We start from the raw sequence: 22,445 nt of genomic DNA, 5'->3' as shown, positions 1-22,445 counted from the left end.
TACTTATTAGATGTGGCAGATATCTGAATATGTATAAAATCTGCATGATCATCATAATCTGCGAGAAATTATTTTCTGATATAAATTTAAACAGCTTCTTAGCAACAGAACAATCGATGAATATTATATATTAATCTTCCGTTTTCTGTCAAAAAAATTAAAACTAAAAAATAACACGACAAGTTTTGTCGCATTACCGTATTAGCTTTGCTTTATCAAAATACAGAGTTATGGAATTGCCGTTATATTTAAGTTATAAAGAATTTGAGAACCATTATTACGATAACCTTGAAAAATGGTTTGAACAAAACTATAATCCTTCCGAAGCCGATTACCTGAAAGCCCTTGCGAACCTCTACAGTCCTTATCTGTACTATAATTTTTCGAATGACAGGCTGCAGCCGGACGCTTCTGTCCAGATCAAGGATTGCTTTTTCCCGTATCAGGAAACCATGGGCATCTCCTTTCCTACAGGCTTAAAAAACGGAAAGTCTGCTAATAATATAAAAAGCCTTAACCATGTATTCGAATGGAAAACCATTACAATGATGGAATACGCCCAGCATATTCTGGATAGGATCAATCAGTATCTTTCTAAAAACAAAGGCAGTGAAGACAAAAATATCCTTGATTTTATTAATCACTGCGAAATTATTACCTCAAGAGACGGAGCCGGGTACTGCGTTAACTACAGTCAGCATCAGGCAACGCTTCCTTTTCTGAAGGCGTATCTTCCGGTTTACGGACGCACGGTTGACATTGCCATTTATCGCGATTTTATATTTTCCATCGTACAGATTGCAGACTATATTGACCGGAAATTAAAGGATGTCCACGCTTTTGAATCAATGATCTATACAAAATTAAAATCAGAAGCCCGATTTACAGTACAGATGAGCCATCAGTTCCTCACCATGTGCAATTAAATGATCAATCAATTTTACACCAATACATTCATATAATTAAATTGCAGTTTGAATGAAGCAATTCTTCAAACGAAAATCCCGGTCAGCATGACCGGGATTTTTATATTGATTGATTAAAAAAACTTCTATGATCCTGTTTAATTCTATAACAGATTATCTTGAATTTTTATAAAATAAGATGATCATATTCAAACCTGTTAGGTTTAAGCATATTGATATTCATTTGGATGATGTCTGAAAAATGTCTGAACAAATAGATGATTTGTGAGTATTTAAATTTCTTCAGGCCAGATTTTACGGAATTTAGTTTAATGGTTAAAAATAAGAAAAGCGTTGAAAATCAACGCTTTTACTTGCAGAGAGGAAGGGATTCGAACCCTCGATACAGTTACCCGCATACTACCTTTCCAGGGTAGCTCCTTCAACCACTCGGACACCTCTCTTTATTCGAGACTGCAAAAATAGGAGAATTTATTGAATTAGCAAATTATTCATGTGATTAATTGAAAATTTCTCCGCATAAGCTTTTTGAAAAGGTATCGGCAAAGCTTCCCGGGTAGCTGGGATTGTCAATAAGATGCATGGCTTTCGTGATAGCGCTTTCTGCCGTAATATCTTTCCCGCTGATGGCTCCGATCTTTGAAAAGATATTGCTGTTTTCATATTTTCCGAATGAAATTCCGCCCGAAATACACTGGCTGACCACCACAATTTCAGTTCCGTTATTTCGTATCTGTTGTAAGGTGGCTACTGTTTTTTCACTGCTGAAAATAGTTCCCGAACCGAAGACCTGAAGGATCAGCACTTTCATTTTCGGGATTTCTTTAAAGTGATTCAGGTTCATGCCCGGAAAAATTCTCCAGAAAATAATATCTTCGGAAATGTGGTCATCCACATGAAATTCAACGTCCGCATTACAACGGTAAAGGTTTTCTTTAATAATATTCAGATGTACGCCGGATTGTCCGAGAATAGGGTAATTTGGACTTGCATAGGCGTCAAAAAATTCAGCTGAATATTTTAAAGTACGGTTTCCCCTTAACAGTTTATACTCAAAATAAATGGCCACTTCCTGAATCACGGCTTCGTTTTCCTCATACAGGCTGGCGTAGTACAGGCTGGTCAGGAGGTTTTCCTTCGCGTCCGTCCGCAGGTCTCCGATCGGAAGCTGGGAACCCGTTAAAATGACGGGTTTTTTCAGCCCTTTCAGCATAAAGCTTAATGCGGAAGCTGTGTAAGACATGGTATCTGTCCCGTGAAGAACCAAGAATCCATCATACTGGTCATAATTTTTACGGATGTAATGGGCGATAATTTTCCATTCTTCCGGACCCATATCTGACGAATCAAGCGGTTTTGAAAAAGGATGCACGAAAACTTCACATTCCATCAGTTTCATTTCAGGCATTTTCTCAAAAATATTTCCGAAGTCAAAGGCACGGAGGCTGCCGGATTCATAATCTTTTTCCATCCCGATGGTGCCACCGGTGTAGATCAAAAGGACTTTTCGTTTCATACAGACTTTATCAGGTTTTTGTTCCCGGTTCATTCAGGATCATTCCTCAAAATTACGTTAATTTGCAAAGATTTGAAAACGGATGAAACGTTTAGGGCAAATTTTATCATAAAGTCTGTCATGATGAGACGTTGCGTCCGGCTCCTGAAAAAACAGAAAGGATCAGATGAAAGATTTAGTACAGACTTTTGAGTATTTAAAACAGTTTTTAACCGAAGAACGGTTAAGGAAAATTGAACATTTTTCACCGGAAAGTTCAGATTTTGTGCTTCCCGTGGTCGAGGATATTTACCAGTTCCGGAATGCCGCGGCTATTGTGCGCTCTGTGGAAGCCTGTGGTTTTCATAAAGTGGTGGCTTTGCAGGAAGAGTATAGTTTTGAACCCAATCTCCGGGTAACCAAAGGAGCTGATACCTGGGTTGAGGTTGAAAAAATGCCGAGAACTCTAGAGTCTTTTCAAAAAATTAAAGACAGAGGCTATAAAATTGTCGTTGTTTCGCTGGAAAATAATGCGAAGATGTTGCCTGAATATGAGATTACGGAACCGATTGCCCTGGTTTTCGGAACCGAAATGGAAGGGGTTTCCCAGGAAGTTTTAGATTTTGCGGATGAAACATTAGCCATTCCGATGTACGGCTTTACCAGAAGTTTCAATGTGTCGGTAGCGGCTTCCATCTGTATGTATGAGCTGAAGCAGAAGCTGATGAAGTCCGGTATTGATTATAAACTAAACGAAGAAAAGCTGTTAAAAATGAAAATCCGCTGGGCAGTAAATTCCATAAGAAGCGGAACGCAGATCTTTGAGAAATACCTGAAGGATAACAGTATTCATTGGGATCATTAACAGTGAAAAGAAGGCCGTTGGCATTCCTCTGTTTTTTATGGTAGATTATAATAATTCCATGCCGCCACAAAGATACCGGCTGTTTCCGTTCTCAACCGCTGGCTGCCAAGAGACACGGCTTTTATTTTGTTCTCGGACAAATAGTCGATTTCTTTCTCTGAAAAATCGCCTTCAGGACCAATCAGGAAAGTAATTTGTTCAAGTTTGGGGATCTCTTGCAGTTCAGTCCTTTCCAGGTTTTCATTGCAGTGCGCCACAAAAGTGTTCTCAGGGCTGATGCTTTTCAGGAAATCCTGAAGTTTAACGGAATTATTGATGGTGGGGAAATGAAACCTCAGGCTCTGCTTGGATGCTGCCACAGCCTGTTTCCTGAGTTTATCGATATTGATATTTTTGCGTTCCGTTTTTTCAGTCTGCAGGATGGTGATTTCCGAAATACCCATTTCCACAGCTTTTTCCACAAAAAACTCAATGCGGTCAATATTTTTGGTCGGGGCAATGGCAATGTGAAGCCTCGGCGTAAAATCGGGATAATTCGTTTTAATCTCAGAAACTTCTATAGTGGCTTTCTTTCCTTCGATCACCAGTGTTCCGGCAGCAAGATTTCCTTTTCCGTCAGTTACGTGGATGTCTTCACCGTTTTTCATACGGAGAACTTTTACGATATGCTGTTGTTCTTCATCGTTGATGATGGCTTTTCCGTTATTGATTTCACCAAAAAAAAGTTTCATATATGGATATTTAGACTCTGCCTGAATTTTATGTATAAGTGATTGTTAAAACGTAATTTCATTATCGCTTAAAAATGCGACACCGGTTTTTATCGTGGTGTAAATATCGCCTTCACAATCCCTATATGAACATGCGTAAATTTCTTCAATCCATTTATTATTCATAAAAATTAAATTCAAATATTCATTTTTTCTTAAATTATTTTTAATGGACAAATAATCTCCTTCTTTGGGTTCGTAAGTAAAACTGAATACATTTTCTGAATTGATTTTCTCTACAATCTCTTCCTTTATATTCTGAACATATCCAATTTCTGAACTTATCATTAAATAATCTTCGTCTTCAGTTTTTTCTGTCACGTCATTCTTTCCTGTAATGGTTTCTAAAACCCAATAATATTTTGAGTTTTTTTTAGACTGCGTTCCCAGTACTTTCTCTTCTAAAAGTATTTTCATAAATCGTATTTTGCGGTGGCGGAAGTTCTCAGATCCGTAAATTCCCCTCTTTCAAATTTTAACTGCGCTACCATGGCAATCATGGCCGCGTTATCGGTAGTATATTCAAATTTCGGGATATAGATATTCCATCCCAGCTTCTCGCGGTTGTCCTGCATGGCCTGCCGCAGAGCAGAATTGGCAGAGACGCCTCCGGCAATCGCTACTTCTTTTATATTTAAATCTTTTGCTGCTTTTTCCAGTTTATTCATTAAAATTTCAACAATGCACCGCTGTACGGAAGCACAGAGATCATTAAGGTTGTTTTTAATAAAATCAGGATCTTTTCTTACTTCTTTCTGGATAAAATACAGCACGGAAGTCTTGATCCCACTGAAAGAATAATCGTACTGCTCCAGTCTCGGTTTATTAAAAGTGAATGCATCAGGGTTCCCTTCTTTGGCCAGTCGGTCGATAATCGGGCCGGCAGGATAATCCAGGTCAAAAATCTTTCCGATTTTGTCGAAGGCTTCTCCGGCGGCATCATCAGTGGTTTTCCCGATAATTTCCATGTCGAAATAATCTTTTACCAGCACAATCATGGTATGTCCCCCGCTCACCGTAAGGCATAAAAAAGGAAATGTGGGCGGCACAGGATTTGCATCGTCAATGAAATGCGCTAAAATATGTGCCTGTAGGTGATTTACTTCAATTAAAGGGACGTCTAAGCTCATTGCCAGGGACTTAGCAAACGAGGTTCCCACGAGAAGTGATCCTAAAAGTCCGGGCCCGCGTGTAAATCCTATCGCAGAAATTGCATTTTGTTGTATATTTGCTTTAGTAAAAGATTTTTCAACAACGGGGATGATATTTTGCTGATGGGCACGCGATGCAAGTTCAGGGACAACACCGCCATATTCTTTATGGATCGCCTGGTTTGCAGCAATGTTCGACAGAATAGAATTTCCCTTGATGATAGCTGCTGATGTATCGTCGCAGGACGATTCAATACCTAAAATTATAGAGTCGCTCATAATAATGGCAAAGTTAGAGAATAATAACGAGAATGAGAACAAAAAGTCAGTAGCTGGGAACCTGGGCAATCAGGTACAAAAGGCTGTTGAGAATGCCGGAGGTAAAGTGAAGGAGACTGTAAAAGAAGCCTCTGAGCTTGCTACCGATGCCATTAAACATCCTGTAGAAACGGCTGAAGAGTTCGGGAAGCAGGCTGTAAAAGATGTTACGAGTTATTCCTGGTGGGCCAGGCTTTTACTGATTCTGTTCTGGCTGAGTCTCGGTCTTGTTGTTGCTGTTTTTATTATCATCAATCTTCCGGTTACCAAGCGATGGGCCGCTGACCAGGCACTGCAGATTGTCAACCGGGATTTCAAGGCACAGATGTCTACCGAAAGCGTGGACGTAAATTTTTTCGGCAATGTAAAGATCAAAGGCTTAAAAATCAAAGATTATAAAGGAGCCGATTTTATTACCGCTAAAGAATTTACCGCCAATTCAGACTGGTTCTCGCTCGCCACCAATATCGGCAAGCACAATTCATTAAGCTTTAATTCCCTTACGCTTAAAAATGCGGATATAAAAGTCATTACCTATAAAGGCGACAGCATTTCAAATTTCATCCGCTTTACCCAGTTGTTCAACAGCGGGAAAAAGCCGGATCCGAATAAGCCGCCTTTTCAGTTGAATTCCAGGCTGCAGATCCTTGATTCCAAAGTTTCCATTGTCAATTTAAATTCTCCCGGAGATAAAGGGGAATGGCTGATAGCGACCAATTTTAATCTTAAAGCTCCGAATGTAAAAGTTAACGGGCGGAATATTTCAGCCCTGATCAATAATGTGTCTTTTACTACCAAAAGATGGGGGAAGTCGCATTTTGTAGATACTTTTTCAACGGAACTGTCAATGACAAAAGATTTTCTGTTCCTTAAAGATTTAACCTTAAATACAGACCACAGTCTTTTGCAGGGAGATGTAAAGTTTAATCTTCATGATGACGGATCCTGGTCCGATTTTGCGGATAAGGTGAAATGGGAAATGGACCTTAAGCAGGGCAGCCAGCTGAGCGGATATGACATCAGCTATTTTGTCACCAACTGGGATAATTTCAAACCGTTTAATATTTCGGGGAAGATGATGGGGCCGCTGAACAATTTTAAGCTGGATCATTTCCTGATCCGAAACCCTGATGTGAATATTGCCACAAAAACAATGAAAATCAACAGGCTGCTGAAAGGGAACTTCCTCATTGAAACCGATAACCTTTCAGCGGATTTCACCTATAAGGATCTGAAAGCGATGATGCCTTCATTTATTGCAACAAAGATGAAGAATTTTGCGGATGATTTCGGGAAGCTGAAATATAATGGGACGGCAAGTGTAAACCCGAAGAAAGTATATATTTCAAGCGGAAACCTGATGACAGGAATCGGACAGGCGAAGATCACTAGGTTTTCTTTAACGGATTACAGTTCTCCTATGCCGAAATACGTCGGGATTGCTGAAGTAAGAGATCTAAATACTTCGGTAATTACCAAAAATAAATCCGTAGGCCTGATCTCAGGCAGGTTTGATGTTAACGGGCAGAGCTTTGATGTCAATACCATGAGGCTGGCCACAAAATCCCGGATCACCAGCATTGAAATCATGAATAAGGAGATCAATAATCTTTATCTTGACGGATTACTGGATCATAAAAAGTATAACGGGCTGATAAAAGTGGATGATGCGCAGGCAAAAGCGGTTATCAAAGGTTTAATTGATTTCAGCACTCCGAGGATTGCAATGAATGTGGATGCTGATGTTAAGTATTTGAATATGAATTATTTTACTGGTAAGCCAGGTAACCAGATTGTAAGTGGAACGGTGAACGGTAAAATGGCGATGTCTTCCCTCAATGATCTCACTTTAGATGTTGAAGCAAACCATATTAGTTTTGCCACGGCCACTCAGAAATATTCAATTCCCCACGCTAAAATAAAAACATTTGCTGAAAATGGCGGCCGGGTGATTGATGTGGACGCCCCGGGTGCCGTAAACGGAAAAATTTCCGGCCGATATAACCTTGCAGATCTTGCAGGGATGGTGGAAAACGGTTTAAATAAAGTTCTGGTAGGCCCCGCTCCGCGCAAATTATACAGGGGGCAGAACTTTACTATGAATTTTGATATTCAGCAGGGATTGGTAAGCTATTTCATGCCGGATTTGAAAATTCCTCAGGGCGCAAAAGTGGAAGGCCAGTACGACGGAAATTCAAACAACCTGATTTTAAATTTAGATGCGGCTTCGCTTAAATATGTCATGACCAAAGTCCAGGAAATCACGGATGCTGACAAAGCGCTTGCCGAAGCCAATCCTTCCTATAAAATCAATGAAAGGAGCAATATTACCCGAGACAGCGCCATGGTTGACAGCGTTATGGTGAGAATCAATACGGCCAATCTTGACGAACAGATTTTTGCCAAAATCAACAGGGTGGAGTATAATAAAAACATTCTTAAAGATATCACCTTAAGCGGCCGGAATGAGAACAATACCATTCTTCACCTTGCGGCAAAATTCAAACATGGAAGCCCTGAAGACGAGTTGGATGATGCCCTGAAATCCTATGCGATCAATGTCAACCAGACCACCAACGCAGGCGGCGACTTTGTTTTCAGGTTTGAACCTACTGAAGTTAAATTCAATGATGTAACCTGGGCTATTGATACCAGCCCGGAATTGGACCATTCCATTACCTACCGCAAAAAGGAAAAGGATTTCGACATCCGTAACCTGAGGATATATTCAGATAAAAGTGCCCTGTTCATAAAGGAAGCTCAGTTTAAATCCGCCAAGGACTTCTACCTGGATGCCGAAGTGAATGATTTCGCTGTCGAAAAGCTGCTGGAAATGCAGGCAGGCGGAAACAAAATGAACATTCAGGGTCTGGCTAACGGGAACGTGAAGATTAAAATGGATAAAAGTACCCTGCAGCCGTTGGTGGATATGACTATTGATGATATCATGATGAACGGAAACGACATGGGCGATATCACAATCTCTGCCACAAACGGGTACTCCCTCAATGTATATGACGTTGAAATAAAAGTGAATTCTGCCGGTGTCATCGGTAACAACAGCCTTCACGTTACAGGAACGGTCAACAATAACACTGCTTCACCGACGATTGATCTTACAGCCGAAATGAGGGATTTCGATGTGGCTTTTGCCCAGCAGTTCGTGACAACGGTTTTTGGAAATTTAAGAGGAAAAGCAACCGGAGACCTTAAAGTCAGCGGGAAGTTCAGCAATCTGGATTACAGCGGTGATATTGCATTGAAAGGTTTCGGGTTGAAGCTGTTGTTTACGGGGGTGGATTATTCATTTGATGATACGGTAATTCCTTTAACCAAAGGGTTAGCTATCCTGAATAATATCGAAGTTCATGACGGAAGGACCAACTCCAAAGGGAATATTTCCGGGGCTATTCAGTTTGAGACCATTTCGTCGCTGGGCGTCAACCTGGTAATGAGAGCAGACAACCTCTTGGTATTAAATACAAGTCAGAAAGATTATGACCTGTTCTGGGGAAGGGTTTACGGGCAGGGAGACCTTTACGTAGACGGACCGGTTTCCGGATTAAGCATATCAACCCCCAATATGAAAGCGCTGAGCGGAAGTACTTTTACCTTTAACTCAGGGTCCACTTCCAATGTAGAAGAATTTAAAATGTTGAGGTTCCTGAAAGAAGGAAAAGACGGATTGGTGACGCTTGAAGAAAAGAAAAAATCCGGCGCCAATATGAACATTGATTTTGCATTGGATGTAGATAAAGGCACTACCGTAAACGTTCTGATCGGTGATGATGTGGGAAGTATCATGGTGAAAGGGGAGGCTGAAAAGCTGCGCTTCCAGATGAGCAGACAGGGCAATATTGCGATGAACGGAACCTACAGGGTAGATAACGGAACGTTTATTTCAAAAGCCATCCTGAATAAGACCTTCCAGATTGAGAAAGGAAGCAGCATCCGCTGGGATGGTGATGCCATAAAGCCGGCACTTGATATAAAAGCCAATTATGTAAGAATGGTTTCCAATGCAGGAGAATATCTTAGTATGGGAGGGCTGCAGCCGGTCAGTATACTGCTTCAGGCCAATATTTCCCAGTCACTGGTAGATCCTAAGGTGGATCTGGATGTCACTGCGCTGGATGTTTCAAGCCAGGTTAAAGAAACCCTTGCTGCAAAAATGAGCCAGGAAGGCGAAAAAGTACTGCAGTTTGGTTCTGTATTACTGTTAAACAGTTTTAACGTTTCCAAAACCGGCGGAGTGGATGTGGATGTTGCCGGAATTGCAGAATCTTCCGGTTATAATATACTTTTAAAACAGCTGGGCTCAGTACTTAATACCATGAGTAACGAATTTCAGATTGACCTGAACTATGTAAAAGGTGACCAATATTCCAATATCGGAGACAGGGCTAATGCCGGAGTCAGCTTTGCTCTTTCACCAAGAATTAAGGTGAAAACAGGGCTCGGGATCCCGTTAACCAAAACGGAAAATACAGAGACTAATTATCTGTCCGGTGAAGGGACCATAGAATATGATATTTCCAAAAAGAATGACGGAAGCCTCATTCTAAGAGGGTATTCCAAACCTTCCAATATCGGTGTCGGTGTCGTCAACGGTGTCGGATCAAACGGTTCTGCCAATCAGGCGTATGGCGGAGGTATCGTATGGAGCAAGAGCTTCAATTCTTTCTTCAAAAAGAAAGGAAAAGATAAAAAAACACATCAGAATAAAAATGAAATAAAAACAGATTCTATAAAATCAGAAGCCAAATAATTGTGATTTTTTAATGATTTTTATCATCCGTGTTAATTATTGTTAATGTTTGATATAATTTTTTTAGTTAAATTATTTTTTCTAAATTTGCAAAAAATACATTGATTTTTTAAGAAAACTGTAATTTAATTAATATGAACTATCAACTGGACGAAATAGACAAAAAAATTCTTGACTTCTTAGTAGAAAACACAAGAATGCCGTTTACAGAAATTGCGAAGCAGATGGATGTTTCTGCTGGAACAATTCACGTAAGAGTGAAAAAAATGGAGGATGCAGGTATTATTTTGGGATCATCTCTTAATATCGATTATGGAAAGCTGGATTATCACTTCACGGCTTTCATCGGAATCCTTTTGACAAAATCAAACAGAACACAAGAGGTTTTAAAAGAGCTGTCAACCCTGCCTAATGTAATCGAAGCCAGCGTTATTTCCGGAAAATATAATATTTTCTGTAAAGTAAAGGCTAAGAATACCGATGATGCGAAAAGAATCATCTATCAGATCGATGATATTCAGGATGTCATGAGAACCGAAAGTATGATCTCTATGGAGGAATACCTAAGTGATAAGAACAGACTGATTAACGCGATTTCTATATAATCAGATTGTAAACGAATTATCTAAAAAGAACTTATGAAATTTCTCATAAGTTCTTTATTTTTGTACCTATGGAAGAATACAGCTATTTTGATGAAGATCCGAAGAAAGGATGGGGATTTATTCTGGCATTTGCCGCATTAATGTTATTTACTATTATGGGCTTCGGAATCGATCTGGACGAATACCTGCAGCACGAATACCTGAATATTCCGGAATGGTATTTCTTCATTATTTTTACCATTGATGCGCTGATGGCCGTCAGCCTGGTCCTTATGTTTTTTTATAAAAAAATAGGGATTTTCACCTTTCCTATATTGCTGGTTCTGCACTTTTTTATGCACAATTATTATCTGTCAACTTTTCTCTACACAGATGTAACCAATCTTTTCCTGTTCACCGGTTTCGGGATGCTGGCTATCATTCCGAAATGGAAGTTTTTCAAATAGGAATATTCGTGATTTTTATAGTTGGCAGTTCAAAGTAATAAGCTAAATATTATTGAAGATAATCAATCTGCTCATAAGATTATATTAAAAAAGCATCCTTTTGAGGATGCTTTCAATTTATATTTCAAAAAGGAATTATTTCTCTAAAATTCTCTTCACCGCTGCCTGTACGGCAACAGAATCAATTTTATATTTCTTCATCAGTTCAGCAGGTGTTGCCGATTCTCCGAACGTATCATTGACCGCAACAAATTCCTGTCGGGTCGGTCTTTTTCTTGCCAGCATTCCTGCAATGGATTCTCCTAAGCCGCCAAGGTAATTGTGTTCTTCAGCCGTTACGATTTTACCTGTTTTTTCCACTGATTTTAAGATGATCTCTTCATCCAGAGGTTTGATGGTGTGAATGTTGATCACCTCACATGAAATACCTTCTTTTTCAAGCTTTTCAGCAGCTAAAAGAGATTCCCATACGAGATGTCCCGTTGCCACAATCGTCACATCAGTCCCCTCCTGTAAAAGAATACCTTTACCGATTTCGAAAGGCATGTCTTCCGGAATGAAAACAGGGACTACCGGTCTTCCGAATCTTAAATAAACGGGGCCTTCAAAGTCAGCAATGGCTAACGTTGCCGCTTTCGTCTGGTTATAGTCGCAAGGGTTGATTACCGTCATCCCCGGAAGCATTTTCATCATACCGATATCTTCCAGAACCTGGTGGGTAGCACCGTCTTCCCCCAAGGTAAGTCCGGCATGGGAAGCACAGATCTTTACATTTTTATTCGAGTAAGCGATAGACTGACGGATCTGGTCATAAACTCTTGATGTAGAAAAGTTGGCAAAAGTTCCGGTAAAAGGAATTTTTCCCGTAATGCTTAAACCTGCTGCAAGTCCCATCATATTGGCTTCGGCAATTCCCACTTGGAAAAACCTTTCCGGAGCCTTTTCAATAAATTTCTCCATTTTAAGGGATCCGATAAGGTCTGCGCACAATGCCACTACATTAGGATTTTTATCTGCAAGTTCAGCTAATCCTGCTCCGAATCCTGAACGGGTATCTTTTTTTTCAGTATATGTAAATTTCATTTGTTCTAATTGTTAATTAAAGATTAAAAGATTACTAATTGCATAAAATTAATAATCAGCAGGAGCTTCCAAATATAATTGTTTGAATGCTGTATCCATTTGCTCGTCATTAGGCGCTTTTCCGTGCCATGAGTGGGATCCCATCATATAATCCACACCGAATCCCATTTCCGTATGAAGAATAATCACTACAGGTTTTCCTTTTCCGGTTTCTGTTTTTGCCTTTTCCAGCATAGCAATAACCGCTTCAAGATCGTTACCGTTTTTCTCTTCCAGAACGATCCATCCGAAAGCTTCAAGCTTCGCGTGAAGGTTCCCGAGGCTTAACACATCATCGGTATCACCATCGATTTGGCGTCCATTGTAGTCTATGGTAGAGATAATGTTATCTACTTTTTTGGCAGCAGCATACATCAAAGCTTCCCAAACCTGTCCTTCCTGCAATTCACCGTCACCGTGCAGCGTATATACCAAAGAGTGGTCTCCGTCTAATTTTTTTCCTTGAGCTACGCCAAGAGCCACAGAAAGTCCCTGTCCTAAAGATCCTGAAGCAATTCTTATCCCTGGAAGCCCTTCGTGGGTGGTAGGGTGGCCCTGTAATCTGGAATCCAGTTTTCTGAACGTTTTCAGCTCTTCAACCGGGAAAAATCCGAATCGGGCCAGAGTAGAATAGAATACCGGAGAAATATGTCCGTTGGAAAGATAGAAATGATCTTCATTTTTACCTTCCATCGTAAAAGGAAGGTTGTAATTCATTACTTTTCCGTATAGTGCCGTAAAATATTCCGTACAGCCTAAACTTCCGCCCGGGTGGCCGGAATTAACAGCATGAACCATTCTTAAAATGTCTCTTCTGATTTGTGTAGTAAGAGATTTCAACTCTTCAATACTTTTACTCATTGTTATAAGATTTGTTTGCCCTGCTAATTTACAATTTTTTGCCGGTTTACAGAAATGTAAAATCCGGATGTAAAAATCCGGATTTTTATATTTTATTTGTAAGATTTTATATTAGAGTGTCAATCATGTATTATTATAGGGTATTGTTTATGAATACTGATAGATAGTTTTCCCCTTTCTTTTTTTATTGTTTCTCTGATATCAATTTTGTTGATGTCAAAAAATCCAATTATTGTAAAACCATAATATTTTCTTTTTTATTCGATAATAATGATAAGTCCTTTATTTTAATCCAAGTCTTATTAACTTCTGATTTTTCTACAATAAGATAATATTCATCAGGATGATATGCTTTTTTAAAAATATGACAGTCTGATTTTTGCATGAGAATGAAAAAACTAAAATAACAAATATATTAATGCTTTAATTTTCATTAAACAATTTTCAGATAAGATTTATGTTTCACCAGCCACAAACCGATAAACGTAAGTAGTCCGTTAAGAACAATTAGTTCCACACCGATTCGGTAATCTGTATAATTCGTAATGAGGAAATTGATGATGTATGTGATAACAGGAGCCAGAAGGGTAACGGCAAGAATCGTATATTTCTTTGAGATCTGGAATTTGGTAAAAATCCCGAATGCAAAAAGCCCTAAAAGCGGTCCGTAGGTATAGCCTGCAATTTCCATGATAAGATACACAATCGATTTATCATTCATCGCTTTAAAAACCATAATCAGGATAAAGAAAACAACCGTAAATGTCAGGTGCACTTTCATACGGAGGTGCTTTTTTTCCTTTTCCGTTTTGCTTCTGTCTTCATTTAAATTTAATAAATCCACACAGTACGAACTTGTAACCGCTGTTAATGCACCATCTGCAGAAGGGAATAAAGCTGAGATCAGCCCGATGATAAAAATGACGGAAATCACCATCGGGAAATATCCCTGAAGCGACAACGCCGGGAATAAATCGTCTCCCATGATGTTTTTGATGTTTCCGGCAGAGTCTTTAAAGCCGAAAATATTGGTAAGGGTCTCCCCATTGATCTGCCCGTATTCCGCACCGTTTTGCAGAGCAAACAGATACAGCAGGCCTCCCAGAAATAAAAAGGCAAGGTTGACGAAAAGCAGTGTTCCTGCAAAGGTCAGCATGTTTTTCTTTGAGTTTTTAAGACTGTCGACCGAAATATTCTTCTGCATCATTTCCTGATCCAGGCCGGTCATGGCAATGGTAATAAAAATACCTCCTAAAATGGTCTTAAGGAAAAAGGTTTTGGAATTAGGATCAAGATTAATAAAATGCGTATAATTTTTCTGTTCTAAAATAGTATAAGCCTCTCCGAATGAAAGATTCAGATTGGATAAAATATAAACAATACAGGCGACCAGGCTGATGATCATGAAAGAGGTTTGTAAGGTATCGGTAATGACAATGGTTTTCACGCCGCCTTCGAATGTGTATAGAAGAACCATCAGTAGAAGCACGGATGCGGTTAGCCAGAAGGGAACGCCCAAGCCTTCGAGTAAAAAAATCTGTAGCACATTTACCACCAGGTACAGTCTTGCCGTGGCACCGATGGCTCTTGAAATAATAAAAAAGATAGAACCGATCTTATGCGCTTCCACATTAAACCTTTTTCCTAAATAGGTGTAAATTGAGGTCAGGTTCATCTTGTAATACAGAGGAAGCAGGACAGCCGCGACAATAAAATACCCGATGAAAAAACCGATTACCATCATGTAATACTCAAAACCGCCGTAAATATATTCGCTTCCGGTCATCTTCCCGACGGTTCCCGGTACGGAAATAAAAGTCACACCGCTTAAGCTGGTCCCGATCATCCCGAAGGCAACCAGCCACCACTTGCTTTTCTTATTGCCGATAAAAAACGACTGGTTGTCAGAATTTCGGCTGGTGAAATAGGAAATCACCAGCAGGCCGGTGAAATAAATAAAAACAAAAATCAAAAGGGTAATTCCGGGATTCATTCTTCAATTTAATTTCAGCAAATATAGTTTTTTTCTCTTCTGCTGAAAAAGAAAAAACCTTGCGGCTTTTGCTCCGGAAGGTTTATGTTTTAGGGTTACGATTGATAGGGGTCCTGAATCAGGCCTGCATTTTATTCACCAAAACATCCTGAAGTTCCTCATGTTTCTGAAAAGTGGCTTTTGCAAAGGGGCAAAGCGGGATAATAGATTTGCTGTTTTTCCTGGCAAAATCTACTGCTGCCATCAGCATTTCCTTGCCGACTCCTTGTCCGTTATAGGCTTCTTTCACTTCCGTATGGTCGATGATGAATCGGTCTTCGCCGGCCCAGGTATAGGTCATCAAACCTGCCGGGTTTCCGTCTAAGGATGCTTTAAAGTTTCCGTGTTTTTCGTCGTTGCTGTGTTGTATCTCAATCATATGATGAAAATTTGGTTAATATTTCTATTTCGTTGGTAAGTATTTTGTGAACAGGGCATGCATCGGCAATGGTGCGGAGCCTTTTCATCTGCTCATCGTCAAGAGCCGTGCCTTCAAAACTGACCGTTCTTTTAAAAATCGTCCTTTTGGTCAGGGGAAAATGTTCCAGTTCCACGCCGATATGTATTTTTTCAACATCCCAGGCTTTCCGGTCAATGTACATTTTTAAGGTAGCTGCCGTACAGCTGGCCAGGGAAGTTGCCAGAATCTCAAAAGGGTTGAAGCCCTTATTGCCTCCGCCTTTATCCACCGGCTCATCGGTAATCAGCATGTTTTCACCTGCGATGACTTCCGTATAATAGTTTTCTCTTCCTAAACTCGCTTTTACCGTTACTGTCATGATTTATTAATCTGGTTTTTAAAATTAGCGATTTTATCCTTTACGTCTTTCAGCATTTCAGGATTAATGATGCCGCTCTCCAGATCAAAATTTTCGTAAAATTTAGGAAGTGAAAAAGTATCTTTGATATCAGCCCCGAACTGCGGAAAAAATGTTTTTGCCGTATTCATCACATTCCCGCCGCCATACCCGCCCGGTGAAGTCGACATCAGGAACATCGGTTTATCCTGAAAAACCTTGACATTAATTCTTGAAGCCCAGTCAAAAACATTCTTGAAAGCAGCAGCATATGACCTGTTATGCTCCGCCAGGGAACAGATGATGCCATCACATTCTTCGATTTGTTTTAAAAACTTCCGGGCTTCATCAGGGAATCCTTTCTTTTCGCGGTCTACGGAAAAAACAGGCATATCGAAATCGTTAAGATCGATCAGGTTGATGTCTGTGTCCTGAAAATCTTTCAGCACAAATTTAACCAGTTCCCTGTTGATGGATGTGGAGGAAGTGCTTCCTGCAAATGCTAATATCTTCATAGTCTATTTTAAATTTAAGGCTTACGGTTCAGGATGGCTTTCGGAAGCGGCACATATTCCTGGTCATCACCGGGAACCAGCGGAAAAGCTTCGTGATTCTGATCATTCCAGTTTACTTTTGCCTGTTCGATCATTTCTCTGTCTGAATTTACAAAATTCCAGAATATAAAACGCTCTTCATCAAAAGGCTCTCCTCCGAAAAGGTAAACCGTGCCGTTTTCGCTCATATCGAATTCACACAATTGAGTATTTTTGGCAATCATCAGCTGTTTGGAGCCGTAAGAATTTCCATCGGTGGCCACCGTTCCGTCCAGCACATACATGGCCGCTTCACCATACAGGTCTTTTCCGATGCTGATTTTTGCGGCCTCTTTGGTTTTGATTTCAATAAAAAACAGTTTGCTGTGAACAGGAACCGGAGATTTTCTCCCGAATGCTTCCCCTGCGATTAATTTATATTGTATCCCATTTTCTTCCCAAACCGGAATGTCGGCAGATTCGGTATGATGGAAGGAAGGTTCACATTGTTCAAGGTATTTAGGAAGGCCTACCCAGATCTGGAATCCGTGAAGCTTTTTATCAGAATGCCTTAAATATTCAGGTGTTCTTTCGGAATGGACTACCCCTTTGCCGGCTGTCATCCAGTTAACGGCGCCGAGCTGGATTTCGATGGCACTTCCGATGCTGTCTCTGTGAAAAATGGATCCTTCCAGAAGATACGTCAGCGTGGAAAGTCCGATATGCGGATGCGGCGGAACATCAAGGTTCTGGTAATCCTTAAGTTCCGCAGGTCCCATGTGATCGATAAATACAAAGGGACCGACGGCTCTTTTTTCACGGAACGGCAGCAGCCTTCCTACTAAAAAGTTTCCGATATCTGCTGATTTTTCTTCAATGATGAGTCCGATATTTGACATATAATAAGGGTTTTATTTATTTAAACTAAAGTAATAGGTATTCGCAAGAATATAAAAATAAGAAAAAGAATAAGACCATTTTAGATTAAATCTTAATAAATTTTCCTGCAGATCATCCTAATTTATATTATGTTGTAAATATAATTGAGTTTATTATTCAGTACATTGATCTGTGATAATAAGCGATCTAAGTATGAGCTGCGATTTAGGAGCGGCGAGTTGTTTGAGTATTATTATTTGAATTTTTTAGAATAACCAGTAGTAAGTAGTATAAAAGTTACATCTGGAATTCTATTAAACATGAGGCTTATCGATACGGATATATTGAATAAATGGCAAAATGTTGTACGGTGGCTGAGCGTAGACGAAGTCACCTGTCCTTAAACCTAGCCGTGATTGAACGGCCTGTCTGAGCTCTTTTTACCGGAATGGAAACAGGAAGGCGTAAAAAAGCGAGTAGTGAAAGCGCGAAACAGCTCCTTAAATAATTTGGATGTGGGTTTGCGTCAAATTTCACTTCTCATTATCATGGCAAATTTGAGTTCTTAAAAACGGTTCCACAGTTTGTGGTTTCTTATTTTTCTTTCGACTTCATGTTTTTCCCGTCTGAAATGTGGAGCCTGCGGAATACAAACCCGGAAATGATGGTAAGGATCCCTACCGTTAAGAATGTATACCGGAAAGCATTGTGGATTTCGCCTTTAACGAGGTCTGTGTTTTCAAATATTTTTAAAACAATAAGCCCGAATGCAATCCCGAATCCGATGGCAAGCTGCTGGTTTACCGAAATCAGTGAGTTGCCGCTGCTGGTCTGGAAATTCCGGAGATCGGCAATGGAAATGGTATTCATTGAAGTGAACTGGATAGAGTTGAAGAATCCTAAAACTGCAATGACCGGGATGAACCAATACAGGGAAGTATGGATATCCGGAATAGCTAAAAGACAGATGAGTGTCCCAATAATAAAAGTATTGACCATTAAGGTCTGGCGGTAACCGAATGCATCTAAAATCCTGATCACATAAGATTTTCCGAACATGGCGGTGAGGGCCATCGGCGCAATAATCCAGCCGGAAGTAACCGCCGACTGTTTATAGGCAATCTGGATCATCAGCGGTAACAGTAACGGCACGGAACTGATTCCTAATCTCGTGGCGAGGTTTCCGACAATTCCTACCCTGAAAGTCCTCACCTGAAATAAATTTAACGGAAATATAGGACTGTCATCCCTCTTGGCATGTTTGTAATAATAATACAGGAACAGAAACCCAAGAATGAACACTACCAGAACCGGCGTGATATTCTGTATATTCCCGAAGAGTTCCAGAGCAATGGAAAGCAGGAGAGAGGCCGCCGCGAAAATTAAAAATCCCTTCAGGTCAAATTCTGCACCGGCAGATCTGTAATTCGGCATGAATTTAAAGCTTAAGACGATCCCGAGGATGCCAATCGGGATATTGATCAGGAAAATCCAGTGCCATGAAAGGTAGTCTACCATATAACCTCCGACCAGCGGCCCTAAGACAGGTCCGATCAGCGCAGGGATAATGGCGAAATTCATAGCTTTCAGAAGCTCATTCTTATCAAAGGTTTTAATTAAGGCTAATTTTCCGACCGGTGTCATCAGGCTTCCTCCGACACCCTGAATGACCCGGGAAATCACCAGCTGGGTAAGATTTTGAGACAGCGCACAAAACAATGATCCCAAACCGAAAAGGATCAGGGAGAACATAAAAATTTTTTTTGTTCCGAACCGGTCTGCCAGAAACCCGCTTGCCGGCATAAAAACAGCCAGTGTCAATACATAACTGATAATGGCATTCTGCATATTGAGCGGTGACTCATTGAGGTCTCTTGCAATAGACGGCAGTGAAGTGTTCAGGATTGTAGAATCGAGCATCTGCATGAAAATAGCAGTGGCAAGAATCAGCGGCAGTATTTTTTTTATCGGATCAGGTTGTGGTTGTGAAGCTATTTCTGACATATGATTTTTACCGGAGGCTCAGCGCTCCGGATTTATTTAAGTTCAGGGAAAGTTAACCGTTCTTCAAAAGCAATATTTATTCCTTAAATCGTAGAAGGTCTTTAAAAACAAAAGTCCTGTGAGTTTTCACAGGACTTTCATTTATTTTCTCGGTTTTTCAACACCTTTCCATTCGTCACCGGCTTTTCTATACTGGCTCAGCTCGAATTCTTTAAAATCTTTCGTTTTATATTCGATGTTATCCGTATTCTGCTCAAACGGCATGATGTAGTAATAGTCTGCATCCGTTCTGTCCGTTTTCGTGCCTTTTTTTACGGAAGGTACATATTTTGAAAACTTAAAGCCCGGAAGATACTGTTTCAGCCTTGCGTAAAATGCCTTGTTTTCTTTCTCTTCAGGGATGATGTCTACAATATTAAAGTCATCTTTTGCCTTATTGATCCACAGATAATAGGTTTTGTCTTCTCCCGTATTTCTGTTTAATGAATTGAAAGCGAACAATTCTTTCGGAACCAGTTCCTTAATCTTCTCAGGGTCAACCTTAGTGTAATATTCACCTTTTAACGGATCAACATAGGTCTCAAGGTTGTACATTAATACAGAATTGTTATCCAGGTTTTTATTTTTAAAATACTGGTTTAAGGACAGCTCTGCAGTCTCTCTCAGCTCTTTTCCTCTTGCATCCAGTTTTTTAGTCGGGTTCTGTGGGTTTACTTTTTTTACAAATTCATATAAAACCTTCGGTTTGATATCTTTCAGGTGAGGATAGGTTTTCAGCTGCTCAGCTTTTACCAGCCAGTAGTACTGCTGATAAAAATCGTCTTTCTCAGCATCCTTCACACTTTTATACACCATTGCAAGTTTTTTGGAGCTAAGGTATTTGCTGAATTTCCCCTGTCCGAAAGCAAAAGTCATGGATAATAAAGCAAATAAGATAGTAATGTTTCTTCTCATTTTTTTTAATTGATATTTTCGTTTTCCAAATATAATTATTTATTAGATATTATTTTTGATTAACGGTTAAATTCTGACAATATTATTAACGTTAATTCAAAAGAAAATCCTGTATCACTACAGGATTGACAAATTTATTGTTGCAGAGCGCGTTGTGATGCTTAAATAAGTTTAAATAATATTTAATTTAAACCACATTATTTTTTATTCATTCCTCTTCACTGTAGGAGGTCTCATGTACTTTTACGGCTCTTCCGCTCGGGTCGTTCATATTTTTGAACGCTTCGTCCCATTCCAGGGCAATCGGTGTTGAGCAGGCTACTGAAGGTACCGAAGGTACGGTTGCCGCAGCGGTTTCGCTAGGGAAGTGTTCTTCAAATATAGTCCTGTAACGGTATTCTTCTTTGTTTTGGGGCGTGTTTAAAGGAAACCTAAACTTTGCACTGGCCATCATTTCGTCGGTTACTTCTTTTTCAGCGACTTCTTTCAGCGTATCGATCCACGAGTAGCCGACACCGTCTGAAAACTGCTCTTTCTGTCTCCAGACAATAGACTCAGGAAGAAGATCTTCAAAAGCTTTTCTCAGGACCCATTTCTCTATTTTACCTTCCGCCTTACTGATCATTTTATCTTTCGGGTTAAGGGTCATCGCAATATCCATAAATTCTTTATCTAAAAAAGGGACACGGCCTTCGATTCCCCAGCTCATCAGGGCTTTATTGGCTCTCAGGCAGTCGTAGAGGTGGAGCTTTCCTAGTTTTCTTACCGTTTCGTCATGAAATTCTTTTGCATCGGGAGCCTTATGGAAATACAGATAACCGCCGAACAGCTCATCAGCGCCTTCTCCCGAAAGGACCATTTTAATTCCCATGGATTTAATGACTCTTGCCAGAAGATACATAGGCGTGGAGGCCCTTACCGTTGTTACATCATAGGTTTCCAGGTGATAAATGACATCACGGACAGCATCCAGGCCTTCCTGAACTGTGAAGTTAACTTCATGGTGAACCGAGCCGATATATTCCGCCGCTTTTTGGGCAGCTGCCAGATCCGGTGAACCGACGAGGCCGACTGCAAAACTGTGTAATCTTGGATACCAGGCTTCCTGCGTGTCACCGCTTTCTACTCTCTGCCTTGCAAATTTTGCCGTGATGGCAGAAATAACAGAAGAATCCAATCCTCCGGAAAGCAGAACTCCGTAAGGAACATCGCTCATCAGCTGTCTGTGGACTGCGTCTTCAAGGCCTTTTCTGATTTTTGTAATATCAGTTTCATTGTCTTTGACAGTGTCAAAACTTTCCCAGTCTCTTTTATACCACTGCTGAAGGCTGGTCCCGTCTTCACTATAAATAAAGTGTCCGGGCAAAAAAGTTTCAATGGTTTTGCAGACGCCTTCCAGTGCCTTGAGCTCAGAGGCTACATAATAGTTTCCGCTCCTGTCCCAGCCCTGGTAAAGCGGACAGATTCCCATATGGTCGCGGGCAATAAGGTAGACGTTATTTTCAGTATCATATAAAGAGAATGCAAAAATACCGTTCAGCTTTTCGATAAAATTCTTTCCGTATTTCAGGTAAAGGGGGAGGATAACTTCACAGTCAGACTGGGTCTGGAATTCATAATCAGGAAATTCTTCTTTCAGTTCCCTGTGGTTATAAATTTCTCCGTTAACAGCAAGGACTATTTTCCCGTCCTTGGAAAATAACGGCTGTTTTCCTGAAGTAGGATCTACAATGGCCAGTCTTTCATGAGAGAAGATAACATGGTCATCCTGAAATACACCGCTCCAGTCCGGTCCTCTGTGGCGGATCTTCTTAGACATTTCCAGGACCTGAGGTCTTAGCGTTTCGGTTTTTTGTTTGGCGTCAAACAAGCATACAATTCCACACATTTTATTAATTATTTTAAACAAAATTATGTTT

At 40.2% G+C, this 22,445-nt stretch carries 19 protein-coding genes and 1 tRNA gene; 5 read left to right on the top strand and 15 right to left on the bottom strand.

The features are described from left to right. The first annotated feature begins 230 nt into the window (after positions 1-230). Positions 231-926, top strand: coding sequence for a hypothetical protein (locus H561_RS0108555; protein WP_027386620.1), 696 nt, complete (start codon positions 231-233; stop codon positions 924-926). A 356-nt stretch (positions 927-1,282) separates the two neighbouring features. Here the strand turns inward: H561_RS0108555 and H561_RS0108550 are convergent. Further along, positions 1,283-1,369: transfer RNA gene (locus H561_RS0108550), tRNA-Ser, on the bottom strand. Between the two features lie 56 nt (positions 1,370-1,425). Then, positions 1,426-2,442 (bottom strand): asparaginase, encoded by a 1,017-nt coding sequence (locus H561_RS0108545; RefSeq protein ID WP_027386619.1) that lies wholly within the window; start codon positions 2,440-2,442, stop codon positions 1,426-1,428. 166 nt (positions 2,443-2,608) lie between these two features. Here H561_RS0108545 and H561_RS0108540 point away from each other — a divergent pair, with 166 nt between their 5' ends. Beyond that, positions 2,609-3,286: a TrmH family RNA methyltransferase gene (locus tag H561_RS0108540; RefSeq protein ID WP_027386618.1), complete on the top strand. Its 678-nt coding sequence runs from the start codon at positions 2,609-2,611 to the stop codon at positions 3,284-3,286. Between the two features lie 35 nt (positions 3,287-3,321). Here the strand turns inward: H561_RS0108540 and H561_RS0108535 are convergent, their stop codons facing one another. From H561_RS0108535 to tsaD, 3 genes are read right to left on the bottom strand one after another with little or no spacing between them, the layout of a single operon-like run. Further along, entirely contained in the window at positions 3,322-4,017 is a 696-nt protein-coding gene (locus H561_RS0108535) for an RsmE family RNA methyltransferase (RefSeq protein ID WP_027386617.1), read from the bottom strand. Between the two features lie 45 nt (positions 4,018-4,062). Next, positions 4,063-4,473, bottom strand: a complete 411-nt coding sequence (locus tag H561_RS0108530) for a hypothetical protein (RefSeq protein WP_027386616.1) — start codon at positions 4,471-4,473, stop codon at positions 4,063-4,065. Further along, positions 4,470-5,486 (bottom strand): tRNA (adenosine(37)-N6)-threonylcarbamoyltransferase complex transferase subunit TsaD, encoded by a 1,017-nt coding sequence (tsaD, locus tag H561_RS0108525; protein ID WP_027386615.1) that lies wholly within the window; start codon positions 5,484-5,486, stop codon positions 4,470-4,472. Before tsaD ends, H561_RS0108530 begins: the two co-directional genes overlap by 4 nt. Before the next feature lie 4 nt (positions 5,487-5,490). Here tsaD and H561_RS0108520 point away from each other — a divergent pair, with 4 nt between their 5' ends. The 3 genes from H561_RS0108520 to H561_RS0108510 all read left to right on the top strand — a co-directional run bounded on the left by H561_RS0108520 (position 5,491) and on the right by H561_RS0108510 (position 11,344). Further along, positions 5,491-10,293 carry a translocation/assembly module TamB domain-containing protein gene (locus H561_RS0108520; protein WP_027386614.1) on the top strand — a complete coding sequence of 1,601 codons (4,803 nt, stop codon included), beginning with the start codon at positions 5,491-5,493 and terminating at the stop codon, positions 10,291-10,293. 134 nt (positions 10,294-10,427) lie between these two features. Next, complete coding sequence (locus H561_RS0108515) at positions 10,428-10,898, top strand: Lrp/AsnC family transcriptional regulator (protein ID WP_027386613.1); 471 nt, start codon at positions 10,428-10,430, stop codon at positions 10,896-10,898. A 68-nt stretch (positions 10,899-10,966) separates the two neighbouring features. Continuing rightward, positions 10,967-11,344, top strand: coding sequence for a hypothetical protein (locus H561_RS0108510; protein WP_027386612.1), 378 nt, complete (start codon positions 10,967-10,969; stop codon positions 11,342-11,344). Between the two features lie 135 nt (positions 11,345-11,479). Here H561_RS0108510 and H561_RS0108500 read toward each other — a convergent pair whose 3' ends face one another. From H561_RS0108500 to asnB, 10 genes are all read right to left on the bottom strand, one after another. Then, a complete protein-coding gene (locus H561_RS0108500) occupies positions 11,480-12,427 on the bottom strand; it encodes a transketolase family protein (protein WP_027386611.1) in 948 nt (315 codons plus the stop codon). Positions 12,428-12,475: 48 nt separating this feature from the next. After that, positions 12,476-13,327, bottom strand: coding sequence for a transketolase (locus H561_RS0108495; protein WP_027386610.1), 852 nt, complete (start codon positions 13,325-13,327; stop codon positions 12,476-12,478). Positions 13,328-13,760: 433 nt separating this feature from the next. After that, positions 13,761-15,320 (bottom strand): sodium:solute symporter, encoded by a 1,560-nt coding sequence (locus H561_RS0108485; protein WP_027386609.1) that lies wholly within the window; start codon positions 15,318-15,320, stop codon positions 13,761-13,763. 118 nt (positions 15,321-15,438) lie between these two features. Further along, complete coding sequence (locus H561_RS0108480; protein ID WP_185095974.1) at positions 15,439-15,738, bottom strand: GNAT family N-acetyltransferase; 300 nt, start codon at positions 15,736-15,738, stop codon at positions 15,439-15,441. Further along, positions 15,731-16,138, bottom strand: a complete 408-nt coding sequence (locus tag H561_RS0108475) for an OsmC family protein (RefSeq protein ID WP_027386607.1) — start codon at positions 16,136-16,138, stop codon at positions 15,731-15,733. Before H561_RS0108475 ends, H561_RS0108480 begins: the two co-directional genes overlap by 8 nt. Continuing rightward, the gene (locus H561_RS0108470; protein WP_027386606.1) at positions 16,135-16,671 is read right to left on the bottom strand and encodes an NADPH-dependent FMN reductase; all 537 of its coding nucleotides are present in this window, start codon (positions 16,669-16,671) and stop codon (positions 16,135-16,137) included. The genes H561_RS0108475 and H561_RS0108470 overlap by 4 nt, the downstream gene beginning before the upstream one ends. Before the next feature lie 14 nt (positions 16,672-16,685). Next, positions 16,686-17,588, bottom strand: a complete 903-nt coding sequence (locus tag H561_RS0108465; RefSeq protein WP_027386605.1) for a pirin family protein — start codon at positions 17,586-17,588, stop codon at positions 16,686-16,688. 574 nt (positions 17,589-18,162) lie between these two features. After that, on the bottom strand, positions 18,163-19,572 hold the full coding sequence (locus tag H561_RS0108460; protein WP_034761785.1) for an MFS transporter: 1,410 nt from the start codon (positions 19,570-19,572) through the stop codon (positions 18,163-18,165). Between the two features lie 141 nt (positions 19,573-19,713). After that, positions 19,714-20,526 carry a hypothetical protein gene (locus H561_RS0108450; RefSeq protein ID WP_027386603.1) on the bottom strand — a complete coding sequence of 271 codons (813 nt, stop codon included), beginning with the start codon at positions 20,524-20,526 and terminating at the stop codon, positions 19,714-19,716. 208 nt (positions 20,527-20,734) lie between these two features. Then, positions 20,735-22,414 carry an asparagine synthase B gene (asnB, locus tag H561_RS0108445; RefSeq protein WP_027386602.1) on the bottom strand — a complete coding sequence of 560 codons (1,680 nt, stop codon included), beginning with the start codon at positions 22,412-22,414 and terminating at the stop codon, positions 20,735-20,737. Positions 22,415-22,445: the final 31 nt, after the last annotated feature.

The organism is Chryseobacterium gregarium DSM 19109 (assembly GCF_000430845.1).
GTDB classification, from domain to species: domain Bacteria; phylum Bacteroidota; class Bacteroidia; order Flavobacteriales; family Weeksellaceae; genus Chryseobacterium; species Chryseobacterium gregarium.
This window is presented reverse-complemented; position numbering and strand designations above follow the sequence as displayed.